Raw genomic sequence first — 19,226 nt, 5'->3', positions numbered from 1 at the left:
CAGATTTCACGGATTAGTTCGTGATAATTTGTGAAATTTGTGTTTTATAACAATATCCGATAATGACAACATTAATAAAAAACATAAAAGAACTGCTTCAAGTCCGTGAAACTTCTGTTTCTAAAGTTTCGGGGGCTGAGATGGCAGAGCTTCCAACGATTAAAAATGCTTTCTTAATTATAAAAGACAATCTAATTGCTGATTTTGGTTCGATGGAAAATTTACCTGAAATCAAAGTTGATAAAGTTATTAATGCGGAGGGACGCATTGTTCTTCCCACTTGGTGCGACAGCCACACGCATATTGTATATGCAGGAAACCGCGAACAGGAATTTGTAGACCGCATTAACGGATTTACGTATGAAGAAATCGCTAATCGCGGCGGCGGCATTTTAAATTCGGCTAAAAAATTAAACGAAACTTCTGAAGAAGAAATCTACGAGCAATCAAAACTTCGACTTGAAGAAGTTATGCATTTAGGAACAGGAGCTGTTGAAATAAAATCCGGTTACGGATTAACTATCGAAGGCGAATTAAAAATGCTTCGTGTTATTAAGAAACTGGCCCAAAATTATCCAATTTCTATAAAAGCTACTTTTCTCGGTGCACATGCTTTTCCAACACATTATAAAGAAAACAAAGCAGGTTATATTGATGAAATCAGAACCAAAATGCTTCCTGAAATTGCTCAAAACAAGCTGGCAGACTATATAGATGTTTTCTGCGAAAGCGGCTACTTTTCTGTAGAGGAAACTGAAAAAATTATGCAAGCCGGAATTGAATTCGGCTTAAAGCCAAAAATTCACGTGAATCAGTTTAATTCTATTGGCGGAATTCAGGCTGGTGTTAGATTTAAAGCACTTTCTGTCGATCATTTGGAAATAATGAATCCAGAAGATATTGAAGCTTTAAAAGGCACAGAAACAATGCCGGTTGCATTACCGTCTTGTTCTTATTTCTTGAGTATTCCATATACGCCGGCTCGTGAAATGATAAAAGCAGGTTTACCTCTGGCATTAGCAACAGATTTTAACCCTGGTTCTACTCCATCAGGAAACATGAATTTTGTTGTGGCAACGGCATGCATTAAAATGAAAATGACTCCCGAAGAAGCCATAAATGCTGCTACAATAAACGGCGCCTACGCAATGGGACTTTCTGATACACACGGAAGCATCACAAAAGGCAAAAAAGCCAATTTAATTGTTACAAAGCCAATTTCATCTTACTACCAAATTCCTTATGCTTTTGGAAGCAATTTGATCGAAGATGTTATTATTGAAGGTGAAATTATATAATAAAATTCAAATATAGCCCGTGGTTTCAACCACGGGAACGTATCGCAAAACACGCTTTCAGCCAAACACAAGAAAACATAAGACATAAAAAAAGGTCTGTGAAGAAAATCACAGACCTTTAATATCTTAAGTGGTATTTTACTTAAACGACGATGAGAATTTATCTCAAGCTGAAACTAGTTTTAGAAACTAATTCATCATTATCAAAAACATTGATAAAGTAAGTTCCTTTAGCAAAATCTTTTCCTGGTAAATCTTCAGTAACGTTTACAGTTTTGTTTTCATACTTTACAGTAGTTTTAAAGCTGTATGTTAAAGAGTTGTCACCAAAGCTCTCTGTTTTTTTCTCGCCTAAAACGTTGTTTTTTGCATCAATAACCTGAACATAATATGTTTTATCTCCAGATTTTGCAATTTGATTTTCAGCAATTGTAAAACTTATTTTTAAAACATCAGCACGGCTTGCTTTGTCTGTTTCAATTTGTTTTCCAGAGCTTCTTAATTTATAAGCTGCAGTCTTAGTGTTCGTAACAGATAATTTAGAACCTCTTTCAACTGTTTTTGCAAGCTCTTCATTTTGACCTACAAGTACTTCGTTATATTTTTTAGACTCCCCTAAAACTGTAATTGTACTGTCTCTTTGAACTGTTAAAACACCATTTTGCTTTTTCAATTCATCATTTTCAGCAACAAGAGTTTTCATTTTGCCCTGCATTGCCTGAACTTGAGATCTGTATTTAGAAACGTCACCTTTAGATTTATTTAAATCTGCCATTAAAGCGACAACTTTATCTCTTTCCTGAATTAATTCATCAGACATTGAAGTATTTTCAGCAATTGCAGCATCGTAAGTTGCTTTTAATTCCTGTAAATCTTTCATAACAGATTCTTTTTCTGTCATTGATGTTGTTAATTCTGTTTTAACTACCTCAGTATCAGAAGAAAGTTTAAAGATATACACTAAGCTACCAATTAGTAGGACTGCTAAAACCGCTATTACCGCTTTTAGACTTGAATTGTTGTTGTTCGTTGGGTTTTCCATATTGAATAATTTTCTTTAATAACAAATTTAAGAATTAATATATCTTAATAACGTAAGTTGTTACAATTATATTATTTTTGGAAAATAAATTTTTTTCATGGAGAAATTAGTTCCTTTTACTGTCAATGATTTGGCAAAAGTCACAAATCATCGTAGTGGTGAAATAAAATTCGGAGAAAAAATGATTGTGCTTCCTAAAGGAGTGGATAAAATCAAGTTTTTGCAAGAATCGGAGGCGAAGTATGTATTGTTAGGAATCCCCGAAGATATTGGCGTGCGAGCGAACTATGGAAGACCCGGAGCGGCATCTGCCTGGGAAAGTGCTATTAAAAGTATTGCAAATATTCAGCATAACAGATTTTCTAAAGGAAGTCAAATTATTATTTTAGGGCATTTAGATGTTACCGAAGAAATGCGTGATGTCGAAAAATTAGATTTTAATGATATCGACGATCGTTCTAAACTAAGTCAGTTAGTAGAAAAAATCGACAAAGAGGTTTCGCATATCATTTTTACTATCATTAAAGCGGGAAAAACTCCAATTATTATTGGAGGCGGTCATAATAACGCTTACGGAAATATCAAAGGTTCGGCTTTAGCCAAAGGAAAACCAATCAACGCCATTAATTTTGATGCGCATTCTGACTTTAGGATTTTGGAAGGCCGTCACAGCGGAAATGGTTTCTCGTATGCCTATGAAGAAGGTTTTCTTAAAAAATATTTCATTTTTGGACTTCACGAAAATTATACTTCAAAAAGCGTTTTAGATATCATTAAAAAACTGGAAGATCGCGTTCGTTATAACACTTACGACAGCGTAAATATTCGCAAGGAAAAAGATTTTGACAGAGAAATGGCTCTGGCTCTTGAATTTATCAAGACCGATTCATTTGGAATTGAAATTGATTTGGACGCTATTCCTAATATCGCCAGCAGCGCCATGACAATAAGCGGATTTTCGGTAGAAGAATTAAGGCAGTTTATTTCATTTTTTGCACAACATAGAAATGCGACCTATTTACATATTTGTGAAGGTGCGCCAGATCTTGCCGATTCTCCGAATAATAATTTAATTGGAAAATTAATTGGCTATTTAGTAACTGACTTTATAAAAGCAAATAACGAAAAAGATAAAATTAATTGAAGAGCAGGTGGCTTACAACCACATATTTCCCAAATAATAGAAGATTCAAATCAACGATTAACCGAATAAACCTATCTTTGCACAGAATTTAGTACTTAAAACTAAAGTTCTTAATTAATAAGATATGTTATTCGAAGATTTATCACTTTCAAAAAGTATACAAAAAGCCGTATTTGAAGAAGGCTACCTAAACCCCACTCCAATTCAGGAAAAATCGATTCCGATTGTTTTAGCCGGACGGGATTTAATTGGCTGTGCTCAAACAGGTACGGGAAAAACTGCCGCATTTGCTATTCCAATTATACATCAATTGCACCGAATTGTAGGTTCATCAAAAAAAGCCAAAGTAATTCGTGCACTAATCGTTACTCCAACCCGTGAGTTAGCGGTGCAGATTGGACAGAGTTTTGACACTTATGCAAAATACACCAATTTAACACAGCTGACTATTTTTGGAGGCGTTTCACAAAACCCTCAGGTTGACACCTTAAAAAATGGTATCGATATTTTAGTTGCCACTCCGGGTCGTTTGTTAGATTTACAAAAACAAGGCTTTCTGGATTTAAATCATTTACACACTTTAGTTTTAGATGAGGCAGATCAAATGCTGGATATGGGTTTTATAAACGATGTAAAAAAGATCGTAAAACTTACTCCAAAAAACAGACAAACTTTACTTTTTTCAGCTACAATGCCTCTTGCGATTCGCGAATTGGCAGAAATGTTTTTGCAGGATCCTGAAAAAGTTGAAGTTTCTCCAGTTTCTTCAACTGCTGAAAACGTAGAGCAGCGCATTTATTTTGTAGATAAAACAGAAAAAAGAAACTTATTATATCATTTGATTAAAAACGAAAATTTATCAAATGTGCTTGTTTTTTCAAGAACTAAACATGGCGCTGATAATGTGGTAAAAGCACTTCGCAAAAAAGATATTCCGGCAGAAGCAATTCACGGAGATAAATCTCAAAATGCGAGACAACGTGTTTTGGATGCTTTTAAAAACAAAGAAGTTGGTGTTTTGGTTGCTACAGATATCGCAGCAAGAGGAATTGATATTGACCAGTTACCGTATGTAATCAATTTTGATTTACCAAATATTCCGGAAACGTATGTTCATAGAATTGGCCGTACGGGACGTGCAGGAAATGGCGGAATTGCGATTTCATTTTGTGGTAAAGATGAAGAGCCTTACTGGAAGGATATTAAGAAATTAATAAAAGTAGATGTAAAAATTATTACAGACCATCCTTACCCATGGCATGCAGGAAGTCCTGAAGCCGGCGAAAAACCCAAAAGCTCAAACCGAAGCAGCGGTGCTCATAAATCGAGAAAATCAAATGCTTCAAAACAAAATAAAAAACGCTGGTATTAATCAGCGTTTTTTGATTCATTTATCAGGTAATTTAGAATCTTAAACAGCTTTACCGGTTCAAATGGTTTCACGATAATATCATTCATTCCTGATGAAACTGCTTCATCTGTAATTTCATCTTTATCAAAAGCAGTTAAAGCTACAACCGGAGTTTTTATACCAAGCTGACGAATTCTTTTTGTGGTTTCAAATCCGTTCATTAACGGCATATTAATATCCATCAAAATAAGATCAAATTCTTCTTTTTCTAATATTGAAAGAGCGCCAAATCCATCATCAACAACTTTGCATACAAAATTATTTTTTTCAATGATTTTCTTAGTTACCAATTGATTAATCAGGTTATCTTCGACAATAAGGATTTTGTATATATCGCTTGACGTTAAATCGACTTCGATATTCTCTATAATTTTCTTTGTTTTCAAAGGATCGTGTTCAAAAGGAATGATAAATGAAAAAGAAGTTCCTGCACCAAGATCGCTTTCTAAAGTAATCGAGCTTCCAAAAAGTCCTAATAATCGCTTTACAATGCTTAAACCTAATCCTGTTCCTTGATAATCTTCTTCTTTTCTGCCGACCTGAACAAATTTTTCGAATATTTTATTTTGGTCTACAGCGGCAATCCCAACGCCATTATCTTTTATTAAAAAACTTAGATAATAAAACTTCCCTTCTATTCTGTCTTGTTTAACTCTAATTTCAACTTCTCCGTCTTTAGTAAATTTTAAAGCATTGCTAACAAGGTTCATTAAAATTTGTGCCAGACGCAATTTATCTCCAATTAGATATTCAGGAATAGCACTATCAATTTCAACATTAATTTTGTTATTATTTTTTTGAGATAAAAAAGAAAGTGAATTCTTGATCACCGTTATTTCATCTGAAATATTAAAAGTTAAACTTTCCAGAACGACTTTATTCTCTTCAATTTTATTTATCTGCAGAATATCATTTACAAGAGATAACAAATATCTGGCAGAAAATTTCAGGGCACTTAAATGTTCACTTTGGGATAACTCTTTGTGTTCTTCCAAAAGCATATTAGTTATCCCGACGACACCATACAATGGAGTACGCAATTCATGGCTTATAGTAGAAATAAATTGAGTTTTGAGGACAGAGGCTTCTTCAGCCATTTCTTTTGCTTTTAGAAGCTCTAAATTGTGTTTTTTCTTAAGTCTGATGTTCTTAATTAAGGTTACAATTAAGAAAAGAAGAATCAACGAAATAAGAATAAACAGGATTACAATAATCCGTGATTTTTTAAGACTTTGTAATTGGGATGTTTTTTCATTTTCAATTTTCTCAATCTGCCTTTTGTATTCATCCAACTCTAAGTTTAAACCTGCTATAGAAGCTTTTTTGAGCTTTTCCTGACTATAAAGTTCGCCTGTAATTTTATTATATATAACTAGGTTATTATAAGCTTCTTTATGTTTTCCTATTTTGCTCAAGAATTTTGAATATTCTAAATGTGCGTACGCTAAGTCTGGTTTCTCATCTTTAGACTTGTTATAAGAAATTGCTTTTAAAAAGTATGCATTTGCTTTATCGTTTTGATTTTCACTACCCCAGTATATTCCGTTTAAAAAATTTAAAGCAATATCATTTGATTTTCCTTTTAAATCATTTTGATGTTTATTAATATACTGCAAATAAGGTAATCCTTCTTTATAGTTTCCAATCTTGAAATACGACCAAACTATATTAAGATTCGTTATGGCGACTTCTTTCGAATATTTTTGCTGTCTTCCAAATTTTAATGACTCCTTATAATAAGCTATTCCGTCACTGTACATTTTTTTTTCGAAAAAATACAAGTTGCCCAAATTGCTGGTTATCATCATTCTTAAACTAACAATATTAGATCGTTCTGCGTAGAACAAGGCTTTCTTATAAAAAAATACAGCTTTATTGATTTCGCCCAAATCATGAAAATTAATCCCGATTATGTTGTAGTTTCTCGAAATTAATGTGTCATTTTTTAAATCAAATGCATATTGGAGGGCAACTCCGGATTTCTTTAAGGATTTTTCGTAATTAGTTTCATCTAAATAATCGCAGGCTTCTTGAGTTAGATTTTTAACTTTTAAAAGAGATACAGTATGGTTTTGAGCTGGTGACTCAAGACAAAATACGTTTAAAAAAGTAAAAATTAAAAAACAAAATCTATAATGAAGCATAATTTGGGATATGTTTATTCAAATATACATTATTATCATAATACACAATAACAGTACCTGCCTTAATAATCTAAAGATTCAATAATCATTCTACTATTTTTACTGCTAATACTTAAAAAAGTTATTTAAAACAATTTATTTAGTCCAGCACTTTGTACCTCTAAATTTACATTCTTAATAAAAACCTTTCAAAACACTACAAAATAAGGTCTTTACTTGTAAAACACTTTTTTGTTGCAAAATATTTAATAAAAATATTATAATAATAAAAAATAATGCTATTTTTAACACAATTAAAGACACAAGCCCCAAGTGTTTTAGAAGATTGGAGCAACTAAAATTAAAAAACTATGTTAGAGAACTTTTTAAAATTTGCAGAAACTGAAAAATTAACTAAAGCACAACAAAAAGCAATCACTGGCGGTGACGCAACTGCACCGGAAGAAGATGCTGACAGAAAAGGAAAAGTTGCAGCAAAATAAATTTATTAGTTGATTTTATTCAACTTTTATAAAAATTAAAAACACAAGCCCCGAGTGTTTTAGAAGATTGGAGCAATTAAAATTAAAAAACTATGTTAGAAAACTTTTTAAAATTTGCAGAAACTGAAAAATTGACTAAAGCGCAACAAAAAACCATTACAGGAGGTGACACACCAGCACCTGATGATGCGGACAGAAAAGGGAAAGTAGCTGCTTAAAGAAGTTTATTGGCTGATTTTTGTTCAGCTACAACTACTATAAAAATCAAAAACCGTAACAAACAAAAGTCTGTTACGGTTTTTTTATGTTTTAAAGAATATATTAATTCTCTTCTGCTATATCTAAATTTTCTTCTTTCCCGTCTTCCCATTGTCCAACAACAGAAGTTGCCAATGCGTTTCCAAGTACATTTGTTGCACTTCTAAACATATCACAGAAATGGTCAATTGGTAAAATCAAAGCAATACCTTCAACCGGAATTTTAAACATTCCGCAAGTAGCTGCAACAATTACTAAACTCGCTCTTGGTACACCTGCGATACCTTTACTGGTTAACATTAAAACCAAAAGCATAGCCATTTGTGTTCCTAAATCTAAATGAACGCCATAAAACTGAGCGATAAAGATACTGGCAAAAGTCATGTACATCATACTTCCGTCAAGGTTAAACGAATAACCTAATGGTAACATGAAGGCTACAATTTTATTTTTAACTCCAAAATCTTCTAATTCTTCTGTTAATTTAGGAAAAACAGCTTCACTGCTTGTTGTTCCAAAAGCGATCGCCAATGGTCCTATAATGCGTCTTAACAGCTCAGTCATTCTTCCTTTTAAGAAAATATAACCTACAACAACCAAAACAACCCATAATGTACTTATCCCAACTAAAAATGATCCGAAAAATTTAAAATAGGTAATAACTAATTCCTCTGCGTCTCTAATAGCAAATACTCCGGCAATGGCACCAAAAACTCCAATTGGAGCAAAGTTCATTACATAGTTTACCATTTTTAAAACGATATGTGAAGCTTTATCAAAAGCATTTATAATTGGTTTTACCGTATTTCCTAATGAAGCTGCTGCTAATCCAAAAAAGATAGAAAATATGACAATCTGTAAGATTTCATTGGTTGCCATTGCTTCAAAAATACTTTTAGGAACAATATGCTCTACAAAATTCTCAACAGACAGGATTTTTGTTTTAGCTGTAACCTCACTAGCTGCAGCCATATCGACATGGTCTAATTTCAAACCTACTCCAGGTTCTAAAATATTCACAAAGAACAATCCAATCAATAAGGAAATAAAAGAAGCTGTAAAAAACCAGCCAAGTGCTTTTCCTCCAATTCTTCCAACGGTTTTTATATCACCTAATTTTGCAATTCCTACTACTAAGGTCGTAAAAACTAAAGGAGCAATAATCATTTGCACTAATCTGATGAAGATCGTAGCCAGCATTTTTATTTTATTACTAAACGATACTGCTGCTTCTTGGGAAATTGAATTATGAATAATAATTCCCAAAGCCGCCCCAAGCACCATTGCAATTATAATCTGCCCTGTTAATCCTGAAAAAAATGATTTCTTTTTAGTTTCTGTAATTTGCATTAATTTACTTTTAAATTATTAAAATATAAGACCCTCACTGTCTTACTTTTATTAATATGTTTTGTTGATCAAATAAAAATCAGCCAAAACAATCGCAGCCATCGCCTCAACGATTGGTACTGCACGAGGCACCACACACGGATCATGACGTCCTTTTCCGGTCATTGGTGTAATATTTCCTTTATTATCTAATGAATCCTGAGTCTGCATGATAGTCGCAACAGGTTTAAAAGCAACTCTAAAATAAATATCCATTCCGTTGCTTATTCCGCCTTGGATTCCGCCTGAAAGATTTGTTTTTGTAGTTCCGTCAGGATTATATAAATCGTTGTGTTCGCTTCCTTTCATTTCAGAACCTGAGAAACCGCTTCCGTATTCAAAACCTTTGACAGCATTAATAGAAAGCATTGCTTTTCCTAATTCAGCATGTAATTTATCAAAAACAGGTTCGCCTAAACCAACCGGAACATTTTGAATTACGCATGAAACAACACCTCCAACAGTATCTCCCTGCTTGCGGATATCACGAATATATTCTTCCATAATAGCCGCCGATTTTTCATCTGGACAGCGAACCGGATTGCTTTCAATTTTCGAAAAATCCAATTCCTGATAAGGTGTATCTAAATGAATTGGACCAACAGAAGAAACGTAAGCATTAATTTTAATTTGAGGAAGCATTTGTTTTGCAATTGCACCTGCTACTACTCTGCTTGCTGTTTCACGTGCAGAACTTCTTCCGCCGCCGCGATAATCACGAAAACCATATTTTTGATCATACACATAATCAGCATGGCTTGGTCTGTAATTATCTTTTATATGCGAATAATCATCTGATTTTTGATTGGTATTTGGAATAATAAAACCAATTGGAGTTCCGGTAGTTTTTCCTTCAAATATTCCAGATAAAAACTGAACCGCATCTGGTTCTTTTCTTTGTGTTACGATAGCCGATTGACCTGGTTTTCTTCGAGACATTTCAACCTCAATCGCTTCTAAATCAAGTTGTATTCCTGATGGACAACCGTCTATAATTCCGCCCAAAGCTTCACCATGAGATTCTCCAAATGTTGTAACTTTATATAGGGTGCCGTAGCTATTTCCTGCCATTGTTATTTGTTTTGAGCAAATGTAAGTTTTATGAATTAAATTAAAAAATTAAAAATTGGTAATATTAATTAAAGATTAAACACTTTAAAAATCACAATTTATTAAAATTGCCTTCGAATTAGTAACCTTTTGATAAAATAAATGGAGTAGGATTTTCTTTTATTTGTGGAACTTCAAATTAAGAAAAATTGAAAAAACGAAATGTCGAATTGGTCATTGTCTCTGATGTCCATTTAGGAACTTACGGAAGTCACGCAAAAGAACTAAACAACTATCTATCAAGCATTAAACCAAAAACTTTAGTTTTAAACGGTGATATAATTGATGCCTGGCAGTTTAGAAAATCTTATTTTCCTAAGGCGCATTTGAGAGTTATCCAGCGTATTATCGGGATGGCTTCTAAAGGCACAAAAGTGTATTACATTACCGGAAATCATGACGAGATTCTTCGAAAATTCAGCGACATGAATATGGGAAATTTTTCTTTGGTCGATAAATTAGTTTTAGAATTAGACGACAAAAAAGCATGGATTTTTCACGGAGACGTTTTTGATGCATCTGTACAGCATTCTAAATGGATTGCAAAACTGGGCGGATTAGGCTATGATTATTTAATTTTGATGAATCGTTTTGCCAATTGGTGTCTGGCAAAATTAGGCCGTGAACCTTACTCTTTTTCTAAAAAAATAAAAGCTAGCGTAAAAAAGGCTGTAAAATTTATCTCAGATTTTGAAACTACTGCTACCGATTTGGCTATCGAAAAAAATTACGATTATGTAATCTGCGGACATATTCATGAACCAAAAATTCTTACTAAAGAAAACAAACACGGTTCTACTTTATACTTAAACTCTGGTGACTGGGTTGAAAATCTAACAGCTCTTGAATACCATAAAAAGCGTTGGAAATTGTACTCATACACTCATACAAACTTTACAGAAGAAGAAAATCTTTTTGAAATGGAAGATATTTTAACCTCTCAAATGCTGTCTAATATTATTCTTAAAAAGTAAAAAATATCAGTATTTACAGGTAATCACAAAGGTTAAATATTTTTAGTTTATATAATCTGAACATGATAAATGTGAATTATATAACAATTTCTAAAAATGTTATACGTTCTTAGATAGAGAACAATTATACATTTGAAAAAAATTAATTAACCATTTTATGAAAAAGATTATTTTATCTGCCATTATGCTTTTGGGATTAGCATTTACGGCTCAATCCCAGGAAATTTCAAAACACGCTTTAGGATTACGTTTAGGAGACAATAACGGATTTGGAGGTGAAGTATCATATCAGTTAGGATTAAACCAAAAAAACAGACTTGAGTTTGATTTAGGCTGGAGAAACAGCAGTGATGTAGATGCTATTAAAGGTGTTGCTCTTTACCAATGGGTTTGGAACATTGATGGAGGATTTAACTGGTACGCTGGTGTCGGTGGTGGACTTGCTGCCTGGGATCACGATTATTACAACAATAATTACAGATATAATGACAGCGGAACTTATGTTTTTGCCGCCGGAGATATTGGTATCGAATATAGATTTAAAGAAGTGCCTATCACACTGTCATTAGATGCAAGACCTGAAATTGGTTCTGGATACTATGACGATGACAATTTTGGATTTGACGTTGGTTTAGGTGTCAAATTCAGATTCTAATTAAAAATAAAAAATAATTGTAAGAAGAAACCTGTCGTTGTAATGCGACAGGTTTTTTTTATGTTTTAGTTCACCCTGAGCGTAGCCGAAGGGTTCAAGAGGTAAAAGAGCTTCGGCTTCGATCTGCCTGACATTTCACATCTAACTTTTTACTTCTAACACTATTTGATAACAATCTCCTTCTTAGAATGTATTTTTACAACTGTATAAGGATAAGTAATAGCCTGCGTTACCATTGCATCTGGAGCTGGGCTTTTTTCTTTTACCGTAATGATAATGTTCTTATCGGTTTCTTCGACCTTTTCAATTCCAATAGAATACCCTCCAGTATTTTTCTCCCCCATATTAAGGATAACATAATTAGAATTGGCAATGTCAGTCTGCTTCATTTTAGCAGCCAAAAGCGGATCATTTTCAAGCATTTTGATCTCGTTAGGTTCTGTCAAAATTTCAAAAAATTTGATATTTCCCCCGCCATCAGATTGTTCAGTTAAAACTTCATATAAAGCCGTTGAACTTGTCGTCTTTTTAGCTCCGCAGGAAATCAAAACAAAAATCACTAAAACCGAAATTACTTTTTTCATTACGTTCAAATTTTTAAATTAATGTTTCTACTCTTTATAATCATCAATCGCTTTTTGATATAAAGCTTCATACTTAGGCAGGATATTTTTGATATCAAAATTCTTAGCTACTTCTAAAGCATTGATTTTAAACTTATTCAAAGTTTCCTCATCTTTTAAGATTTTGATTGCATTTGCCGCCATTTCGTCAACATTTCCAACATCACTTAAATATCCTGAAACACCATCAAAATTAACTTCTGGCAAACCTCCCGAATTACTTGAAATTACAGGAACGCCGCAAGCCATTGCTTCTAACGCTGCTAAACCAAAACTTTCTGTTTCTGAAGGAAGTAAAAACAAGTCGGTCATGCATAAAATCTTATCGATTTCATTACTATTACCAAAGAAAATTACTTTATCGTAAATTCCCAGTTCCATACACAAAACCTCTGCTCTTTCTTTTTCAGGACCATCTCCTACCATCATTAATTTAGCCGGCATTACTTTCTGAATATTATAGAAAATTTTAATAATATCAGGAATACGTTTTACCTTTCTAAAGTTACTGATATGCGTTACGATTCGCTCATTTTCCTTTGCCATTACATATCTGTGACAAGGTTCAGTTGGGTCTTTTCTAACTTTATCCAATTCAATAAAATTCGGAATTACCCTAATTTTATTCTTGATTTTGAACAACTTTAAAGTATCATCTTTCAAACTCTGCGAAACCGAAGTCACATAATCTGATTTATTGATACTAAAAGTTACCGCAGGTTTGTAAAACGGATGGTTTCCAACAAGCGTAATATCAGTTCCGTGAAGTGTCGTAATCATCGGAAGATTAATTCCTTCATTCTTAAGCATTTGTTTCGCCATATAACCCGCATAAGCGTGCGGAATAGCGTAATGCACATGCAGTACTTCTATTTTATACAATTTCACCATATCAACCAATTTACTTGATAAAGCCAATTCATATGGCTGATAATGGAATAAAGGATATTCAGGAACGTTTACTTCGTGATAATGAACATTTGGATTTAAAAGTGCTAATCTTACTGGTTGACTGTAAGTTATAAAATGTATTTCGTGTCCGCGTCTGGCTAATTCGAGACCTAGTTCTGTAGCAACTACACCACTACCGCCAAATGTCGGATAACAAACTATTGCTATTTTCATGTATTAAATTTAATTCTACGAAAGTACTCAAAAATCACGTTTAATTAGGCTTTTAAATTGTTAGATTTTCGACAAAATTAGATTAATTCTAATTAATATAGTTTTTTATTGAAGCAGAACATCTTCAATCAAAAGACCACTCGTCCCGCTGTCCGCTCTATCTTTTATGGTCTCGTTAAAGAAACGAGACCATAAAAGGATGTCACTCCCATCGGGGCTAGATTAGACGTTTTTGTTTTCATAAGTCATGCTTAACGGCAACTTTGGCAAATTATAAAACTTTGACAAAGTTATATCGCACTAAGTTTGTCATTCGGAACGAGGACACGAGCGTAGCGAACTGACGAAGCAATCTCCTTAAGAAACTCCTTACCGTATATCGCCAATCTTTGTAGAGCTACTTGTGGAGATTCCTCGTTCCTCGGAATGACAAACTTTGGCGTAACCTGAAACCTGAAACTTGAAACCTAAAACCTGAAACTTGAAACTTTAAACCTGAAACAATAAAACAATAAAAAAGGCACAAAATCTAAAATTTCATGCCTCTCAAATATATTATAAATCTCTCTTAGAAAAATCTGCTATGCCAGCTGTCGGCAGCAGGAACTTCCCATGATTCATTGAATTCTTCAATATTGTTTACTAAATTATTGAAAACAATTGTATTCTCAGAAACTGATTTATCTTTTACCATTTTCTTGAAATCAATTAATGGTTTATGTGCAATATGTTCTCCAAGTTTAAAAGTAACATTCATTTTATCCAATAAATCGACGTTGTACTTCTTCTCTAAACCTTGAATAAATTCTACCGAACTATCAATAGAACAGCCTGTAGCAGCCTGAACATCCTGATTTACGGCTAATATTATAAAACGATTGTATTTAAGCAAAAATGAAGCTTCAAGACTTGTTCCGTGTGCGGCCCATTCTTCTACAAAAGCTTTTAAATCTGTTTCGATTTCAGAAAACTCTTCCTCAGAAAATTTTCTGTTCGATTGGTAAATCCAAACTCTTGATTCACCAGGTAAATTTTCAAAAGGTATATACATTTTAATCTTTGTTTATTTTGTTTGTTTTGTTTCAGGTTTCAAGTTAAAAAAACTTAGAACCTTAGCATCTTAGAACCCCAGAACCTTTTTCTACAAATCCTGTGCATTCGCAATTAACTCTGCGATATCCAGCACTTTTACCTGTCCTTCTTTTTCCTGATGTTTGATACCATCGGTTAACATCGTATTACAGAAAGGGCATCCGGCAGCGATAATATCCGGCTGAACTTCTAATGCGTCTTCTGTACGCAGTACATTTACTTCTTTATTTCCTGGTTCAGCATCTTTAAACATCTGCGCTCCACCTGCTCCACAGCATAATCCATTTGCTTTAGAACGTTTCATTTCGACTAATTCAACGTCTAATTTCTGAATTAAATCTCTTGGTGCTTCGTATACTTTATTGGCTCTTCCTAAATAACAAGGATCATGGAAAGTAATTTTCTTTCCTTTAAACTGCCCGCCTTCAACCGTAAGTCTTCCGTCATCAATTAATGATTTCAGGAATTCTGTATGATGAATAACTTCATAGTTTCCTCCTAATTCAGGATATTCATTTTTTAAAGTATTAAAACAATGCGGACAAGCTGTAACGATTTTTTTTGCTTCATAAGCATTTAAAACCTCGATATTCATCATGGCCTGCATTTGAAATAAAAATTCATTTCCGGCTCTTTTTGCAGGATCGCCAGTACAACTCTCTTCTGTACCTAATACCGCAAAAGAAACATTGGTACGATTTAAAATACGTACAAATGCCTTTGTAATTTTTTTTGCTCTATCATCAAAACTCCCTGCGCAACCAACCCAAAATAAAACTTCTGGCTGTGTTCCCTGGGCTAGCATTTCTGCCATTGTTGGCACTACTAAACTTTCTGACATCTTCTTATTTTGTTAAATCGGTTAATCGTTAATTTGGTTAATCAGTTTAAATTAACCATCACGAAAAAAACCTCACTTTATTTTATTTAATCGATTCAACGGTTAAGCAATTAACCATTTAAACTACTCTAATTCTCGTTTTTCCAATTCAATCGGTCCTGCTGGCTGTACTGCCATGGCGCTCCATTATTTTCGATATTGGTCATCATTGCATTCAATGACATTGGCGCAGCACTCTGCTCCATTACTAAATAACGACGCATATCCATAATAATAGATAAAGGACTAATATTTACGGGGCATTCTTCTACACAAGCATTGCATGATGTACAAGCCCATAATTCTTCTGGTGTGATATAATCGTTTAATAATGTTTTATTATCCGGAACAAAAACACCTTTATTGGCATCTATATTTTTCCCAACCTCAGTTAAACGATCTCTTGTATCCATCATAATTTTACGCGGAGACAATTTTTTACCCGTTTGGTTTGCTGGACATGAAGAGGTACAACGACCACATTCTGTACAAGTATAAGCGTTTAAAAGCTGAACCCAGTTTAAATCCTGAACATCACTTGCGCCAAATTTAGACGGAACAGCATTTTCATCAACCGGAGCTGCCGCAAAAGGATCTGCGTTTGGATCCATCATCAGCTTCACTTCTTTTGTTACTGAAGCTAAATTATCAAACTGACCTTCTGGTTTTAAGTTTGCAAAGTATGTATTTGGAAACGCTAAAAGTATATGCAAATGTTTTGAGAAGTATAAATAGTTCATAAAAACCATAATACCTGCAATATGAAGCCACCAAAACACTTCAAACAATAGTACTACTAATTCGTTTGAAAGTCCATTAAAAATTGGAGCGATAAACTGACTTACCGGAAAAGTTCCTGCTTTATAAAAAACTGCTCCGGGAACATTTTGCAAATGCAGGTCAGAAGCGTTCATTAATAAAAACAAGATCATCAAAACGGTCTCAAAATACAAAATGTAATTCGCATCGCTTTTAGGAAATCCTGTTAAATCAGAATGTACAAAACGTTTCAGTCTGATAAAGTTTCTCCTTAACCAGAAAACTGTAACAGCAAAAATTACAAGTATGGCTAATATTTCAAATGAAGCAATTAAAACATCATAAACTACACCTAAATAAGGGGCAAAAATTCTATGAGTTCCCAATAACCCATCGATTATAATTTCTAGTAATTCAATATTAATAATTACAAAACCTACATATACCAAGATATGAAGTATTCCGGCAACAGGGCGTCTCACCATTTTTGACTGCCCAAGAGCAATCAAAGCCATGTTTTTCCAACGAGCTTTAGGATTATCTTTTCTATCTACGTCAACTCCTAAATTAATGTTGCGGATGATTTTTTTTACGCTCGCTGCAAAAAAACCAAAACCTACGACAAGAAGTACGGCGAATAAAATATTATCTAAATAACTCATTACAATTATTTTTTATCAGTTGAATTTGTTTCTCCTGCAGGTGCTACATAAGGTTTATTTTTCTTTCCAAAAAGAGAAACATTTACATAACGTGTTGGATACAGACGAACATCTTGTAATAACAATTCAAGTTCTTTTGAAGTTTTTGCAAGGTTGTTGTAAAGCGCATCATCGCTTAACAATTTACCTGCTGTACCTTTTCCAGAATTTAAATTAGCCATAATACCATCTACTTTTGCCAAAGTCTGGTTTAGATTACGAACTGTTTTTCCAAGATCGGCTTTATTTAAAGAATCAGATATTTTATTAAAGTTGCTTGACATTTTATTAAAGTTTGTCACAACTCCGTTGATCTGGCCTTTGTTAGTATCTAAGATATTGTTGATACTTCCTGAAGCTCTATGAAACTGCTCCATTGTCTGGCTCAATTCAGCTAAAGTTTTCTTTAAATCTTCTTGTGTTTTTTTATCTAAAACATTGTTTAATCCAGTAACCAGATTATCAATATTTAAGAGCATCTTATCCAATTTCAATGTAATTGGCTCGATTTTTCCTCCTAAAGATTCAGTTAATCCTAGTTTAACAACAGACTCAAGTGTCTGTCCGTCTTCTGCAAGTTCTTTATCTGCTAAATTTGGAATAATAGCAATTTGCTTTCCTCCTATTAAACTTGCAGAATATAAAGATGCTTTACTTGTTTTAGAAATAGGAAAATCTGTTTTTAATTGAAGTTCAACTAATAATTTTCCTGTGGCTTCATTGATTGTAATTTTATTTACCTTACCCACTATAAGCCCGTTTATGGTAACCGGTGCTGATTGTGTCAGTTCTTCAACATTATCATATTCAGCATATAATGTTTTATAATTAGTAAAAAGGTCTTTTCCTTTTAAAAAACTGTAGCCCCAGATAAATAATAAAATAGACGCTATGACTAATACAGCCGTTTTAATTTCTCTTGTTAGTTTCAAAATTCTAAGTGTTTGTTACAAAATTAGTATAAATATTCGAACTTGTGACGATTATTTGACAGCATCCTGAATACTGATTTTTTCTCCGTCTTTTGTTGCAATCAAATATGCAGCGCCATATCCTTTATTTTTAGCTTCTTCCAGATATTTTTTTGCAGCTTCATAATCGGCAGTTTCCTGATAGAAATATTTATAAATATTGTTTTCGTAGATCATAGTTACATTCTTTAATCCTTTAAAATTTTTAGGCTCTAACGGTGTTTTTTTGATACTTGCAATAAGCTGTACTTTAAAGAATGTTCCTTTTGGAGCTGCAGGTGCTTCTACAACTTTAGTTTTCTTTGGAGTTGAAGTGTCTTTTACTGGTTTAGCTTCTACTGCTTCTGGAGTTCCTGAACCAAAATATTCTCTTTTGTAGCTCAAAATAGCCTCTGCAATTGCTTTTGCGATATCATCCTGTCCTTCTTCAGAATTTAGAATATTTCCTTCTGTTGGATTAGATACAAAGCCGGTTTCAACTAAAACTCTTGGCATATAAGCTTTGTGAAGTACCATAAATGGTGCTTGTTTTACACCACCTTGTCTGATTTTTTTTCCTAGTCTTTCAAAATTATCTTCAATTTTACTTGCTAATGAAATACTATTATCAAGATATTCTTCCTGCATTAAAGTAATTCCAACCATTTGTTCTGGAGAATTTGGATCAAAACCATCGTACTTACGTTTATAATCTTTCTCTAAAGTAATTACCGAGTTCTCTTTTTTCGCAGCTTCAAGATTTGACGCAACTTTACTTAAACCCATTACATAGGTTTCTGTACCATCTGCTGCTGTATTTTTATTTGCGTTACAATGTATAGAAACAAAAATATTAGAATTGGCTCTGTTTGCGATATTGGCTCTTTCGACCAAATCAATAAACACATCTGTTTTACGAGTATAGATTACATTAATATTCGGATTAAGCTCTAAAATTTTCCCCACTTTTAAAACAATAGCCAAGGCAATATTTTTTTCAATCCGCCCGCTGTAAACTGCACCAAAATCGTGATCTCCGTGTCCGGCATCAAGTGTTACTTTAAAAACATTTGACTGACTATATGTGCAAAATGACGCTATTGTTAGAAAAAAGGTAAAGATTACCTTAATTTTGTTTAATCTATTCATAAATCTAAAAGTTAATTTTAATAAAACGCAGCTGTTATAA

Annotated in this window: 18 protein-coding genes; 7 read left to right on the top strand and 11 right to left on the bottom strand. The window is 33.3% G+C overall.

Annotated features, from left to right (window positions below):
* Nucleotides 1-62 precede the first annotated feature (62 nt).
* On the top strand, nucleotides 63-1,298 hold the full coding sequence (gene hutI / locus ASD98_RS09030) for an imidazolonepropionase (protein ID WP_056203037.1): 1,236 nt from the start codon (nucleotides 63-65) through the stop codon (nucleotides 1,296-1,298).
* A gap of 160 nt (nucleotides 1,299-1,458) precedes the next feature.
* Here hutI and ASD98_RS09025 read toward each other — a convergent pair whose 3' ends face one another.
* Nucleotides 1,459-2,340 carry a hypothetical protein gene (locus ASD98_RS09025; protein WP_056203034.1) on the bottom strand — a complete coding sequence of 294 codons (882 nt, stop codon included), beginning with the start codon at nucleotides 2,338-2,340 and terminating at the stop codon, nucleotides 1,459-1,461.
* 97 nt (nucleotides 2,341-2,437) lie between these two features.
* On the opposite strand from ASD98_RS09025, the gene ASD98_RS09020 reads away from it, so the two are divergent.
* Nucleotides 2,438-3,484, top strand: a complete 1,047-nt coding sequence (locus tag ASD98_RS09020) for a formimidoylglutamase (protein WP_056203031.1) — start codon at nucleotides 2,438-2,440, stop codon at nucleotides 3,482-3,484.
* 124 nt (nucleotides 3,485-3,608) lie between these two features.
* Complete coding sequence (locus tag ASD98_RS09015) at nucleotides 3,609-4,856, top strand: DEAD/DEAH box helicase (RefSeq protein ID WP_056203029.1); 1,248 nt, start codon at nucleotides 3,609-3,611, stop codon at nucleotides 4,854-4,856.
* Here ASD98_RS09015 and ASD98_RS09010 read toward each other — a convergent pair.
* The gene (locus tag ASD98_RS09010) at nucleotides 4,853-7,039 is read right to left on the bottom strand and encodes a response regulator (protein ID WP_056203027.1); all 2,187 of its coding nucleotides are present in this window, start codon (nucleotides 7,037-7,039) and stop codon (nucleotides 4,853-4,855) included. The two genes, ASD98_RS09015 and ASD98_RS09010, sit on opposite strands and share 4 nt — an antisense overlap.
* A gap of 350 nt (nucleotides 7,040-7,389) precedes the next feature.
* On the opposite strand from ASD98_RS09010, the gene ASD98_RS24490 reads away from it, so the two are divergent.
* The gene (locus ASD98_RS24490) at nucleotides 7,390-7,521 is read left to right on the top strand and encodes a hypothetical protein (RefSeq protein WP_255357671.1); all 132 of its coding nucleotides are present in this window, start codon (nucleotides 7,390-7,392) and stop codon (nucleotides 7,519-7,521) included.
* 92 nt (nucleotides 7,522-7,613) lie between these two features.
* A complete protein-coding gene (locus ASD98_RS24485) occupies nucleotides 7,614-7,739 on the top strand; it encodes a hypothetical protein (protein ID WP_255357670.1) in 126 nt (41 codons plus the stop codon).
* A 103-nt stretch (nucleotides 7,740-7,842) separates the two neighbouring features.
* Here the strand turns inward: ASD98_RS24485 and ASD98_RS09005 are convergent, their stop codons facing one another.
* Together ASD98_RS09005 and aroC are read right to left on the bottom strand one after the other, a co-directional pair.
* Complete coding sequence (locus ASD98_RS09005; protein WP_056203024.1) at nucleotides 7,843-9,129, bottom strand: dicarboxylate/amino acid:cation symporter; 1,287 nt, start codon at nucleotides 9,127-9,129, stop codon at nucleotides 7,843-7,845.
* 51 nt (nucleotides 9,130-9,180) lie between these two features.
* Nucleotides 9,181-10,239, bottom strand: a complete 1,059-nt coding sequence (gene aroC / locus ASD98_RS09000) for a chorismate synthase (RefSeq protein ID WP_056203022.1) — start codon at nucleotides 10,237-10,239, stop codon at nucleotides 9,181-9,183.
* Nucleotides 10,240-10,427: 188 nt separating this feature from the next.
* Between aroC and ASD98_RS08995 the strand changes: the two genes are divergently transcribed.
* The gene (locus tag ASD98_RS08995) at nucleotides 10,428-11,252 is read left to right on the top strand and encodes a UDP-2,3-diacylglucosamine diphosphatase (RefSeq protein ID WP_056203019.1); all 825 of its coding nucleotides are present in this window, start codon (nucleotides 10,428-10,430) and stop codon (nucleotides 11,250-11,252) included.
* Nucleotides 11,253-11,409: 157 nt separating this feature from the next.
* Nucleotides 11,410-11,907, top strand: a complete 498-nt coding sequence (locus ASD98_RS08990) for a hypothetical protein (RefSeq protein ID WP_056203016.1) — start codon at nucleotides 11,410-11,412, stop codon at nucleotides 11,905-11,907.
* A gap of 161 nt (nucleotides 11,908-12,068) precedes the next feature.
* Here ASD98_RS08990 and ASD98_RS08985 read toward each other — a convergent pair whose 3' ends face one another.
* The 7 genes from ASD98_RS08985 to ASD98_RS08955 form a co-directional block, all read right to left on the bottom strand.
* Nucleotides 12,069-12,491 (bottom strand): protease complex subunit PrcB family protein, encoded by a 423-nt coding sequence (locus ASD98_RS08985; protein WP_056203012.1) that lies wholly within the window; start codon nucleotides 12,489-12,491, stop codon nucleotides 12,069-12,071.
* Nucleotides 12,492-12,518: 27 nt separating this feature from the next.
* Nucleotides 12,519-13,655 (bottom strand): N-acetyl-alpha-D-glucosaminyl L-malate synthase BshA, encoded by a 1,137-nt coding sequence (gene bshA, locus ASD98_RS08980; protein ID WP_056203009.1) that lies wholly within the window; start codon nucleotides 13,653-13,655, stop codon nucleotides 12,519-12,521.
* Nucleotides 13,656-14,223: 568 nt separating this feature from the next.
* The gene (locus ASD98_RS08975; RefSeq protein ID WP_031455874.1) at nucleotides 14,224-14,706 is read right to left on the bottom strand and encodes a hypothetical protein; all 483 of its coding nucleotides are present in this window, start codon (nucleotides 14,704-14,706) and stop codon (nucleotides 14,224-14,226) included.
* Nucleotides 14,707-14,796: 90 nt separating this feature from the next.
* On the bottom strand, nucleotides 14,797-15,588 hold the full coding sequence (locus ASD98_RS08970; protein WP_056203005.1) for a (Fe-S)-binding protein: 792 nt from the start codon (nucleotides 15,586-15,588) through the stop codon (nucleotides 14,797-14,799).
* A 128-nt stretch (nucleotides 15,589-15,716) separates the two neighbouring features.
* Nucleotides 15,717-17,048: a (Fe-S)-binding protein gene (locus ASD98_RS08965; protein ID WP_056203000.1), complete on the bottom strand. Its 1,332-nt coding sequence runs from the start codon at nucleotides 17,046-17,048 to the stop codon at nucleotides 15,717-15,719.
* A gap of 5 nt (nucleotides 17,049-17,053) precedes the next feature.
* Nucleotides 17,054-18,019, bottom strand: coding sequence for an MlaD family protein (locus tag ASD98_RS08960; protein ID WP_056202997.1), 966 nt, complete (start codon nucleotides 18,017-18,019; stop codon nucleotides 17,054-17,056).
* A 51-nt stretch (nucleotides 18,020-18,070) separates the two neighbouring features.
* A complete protein-coding gene (locus ASD98_RS08955; RefSeq protein WP_056203312.1) occupies nucleotides 18,071-19,186 on the bottom strand; it encodes an N-acetylmuramoyl-L-alanine amidase in 1,116 nt (371 codons plus the stop codon).
* Between the last annotated feature and the right edge of the window lie 40 nt (nucleotides 19,187-19,226).

It is taken from the genome of Flavobacterium sp. Root186, from assembly GCF_001428525.1.
Taxonomy (GTDB): domain Bacteria; phylum Bacteroidota; class Bacteroidia; order Flavobacteriales; family Flavobacteriaceae; genus Flavobacterium.
This window is presented reverse-complemented; position numbering and strand designations above follow the sequence as displayed.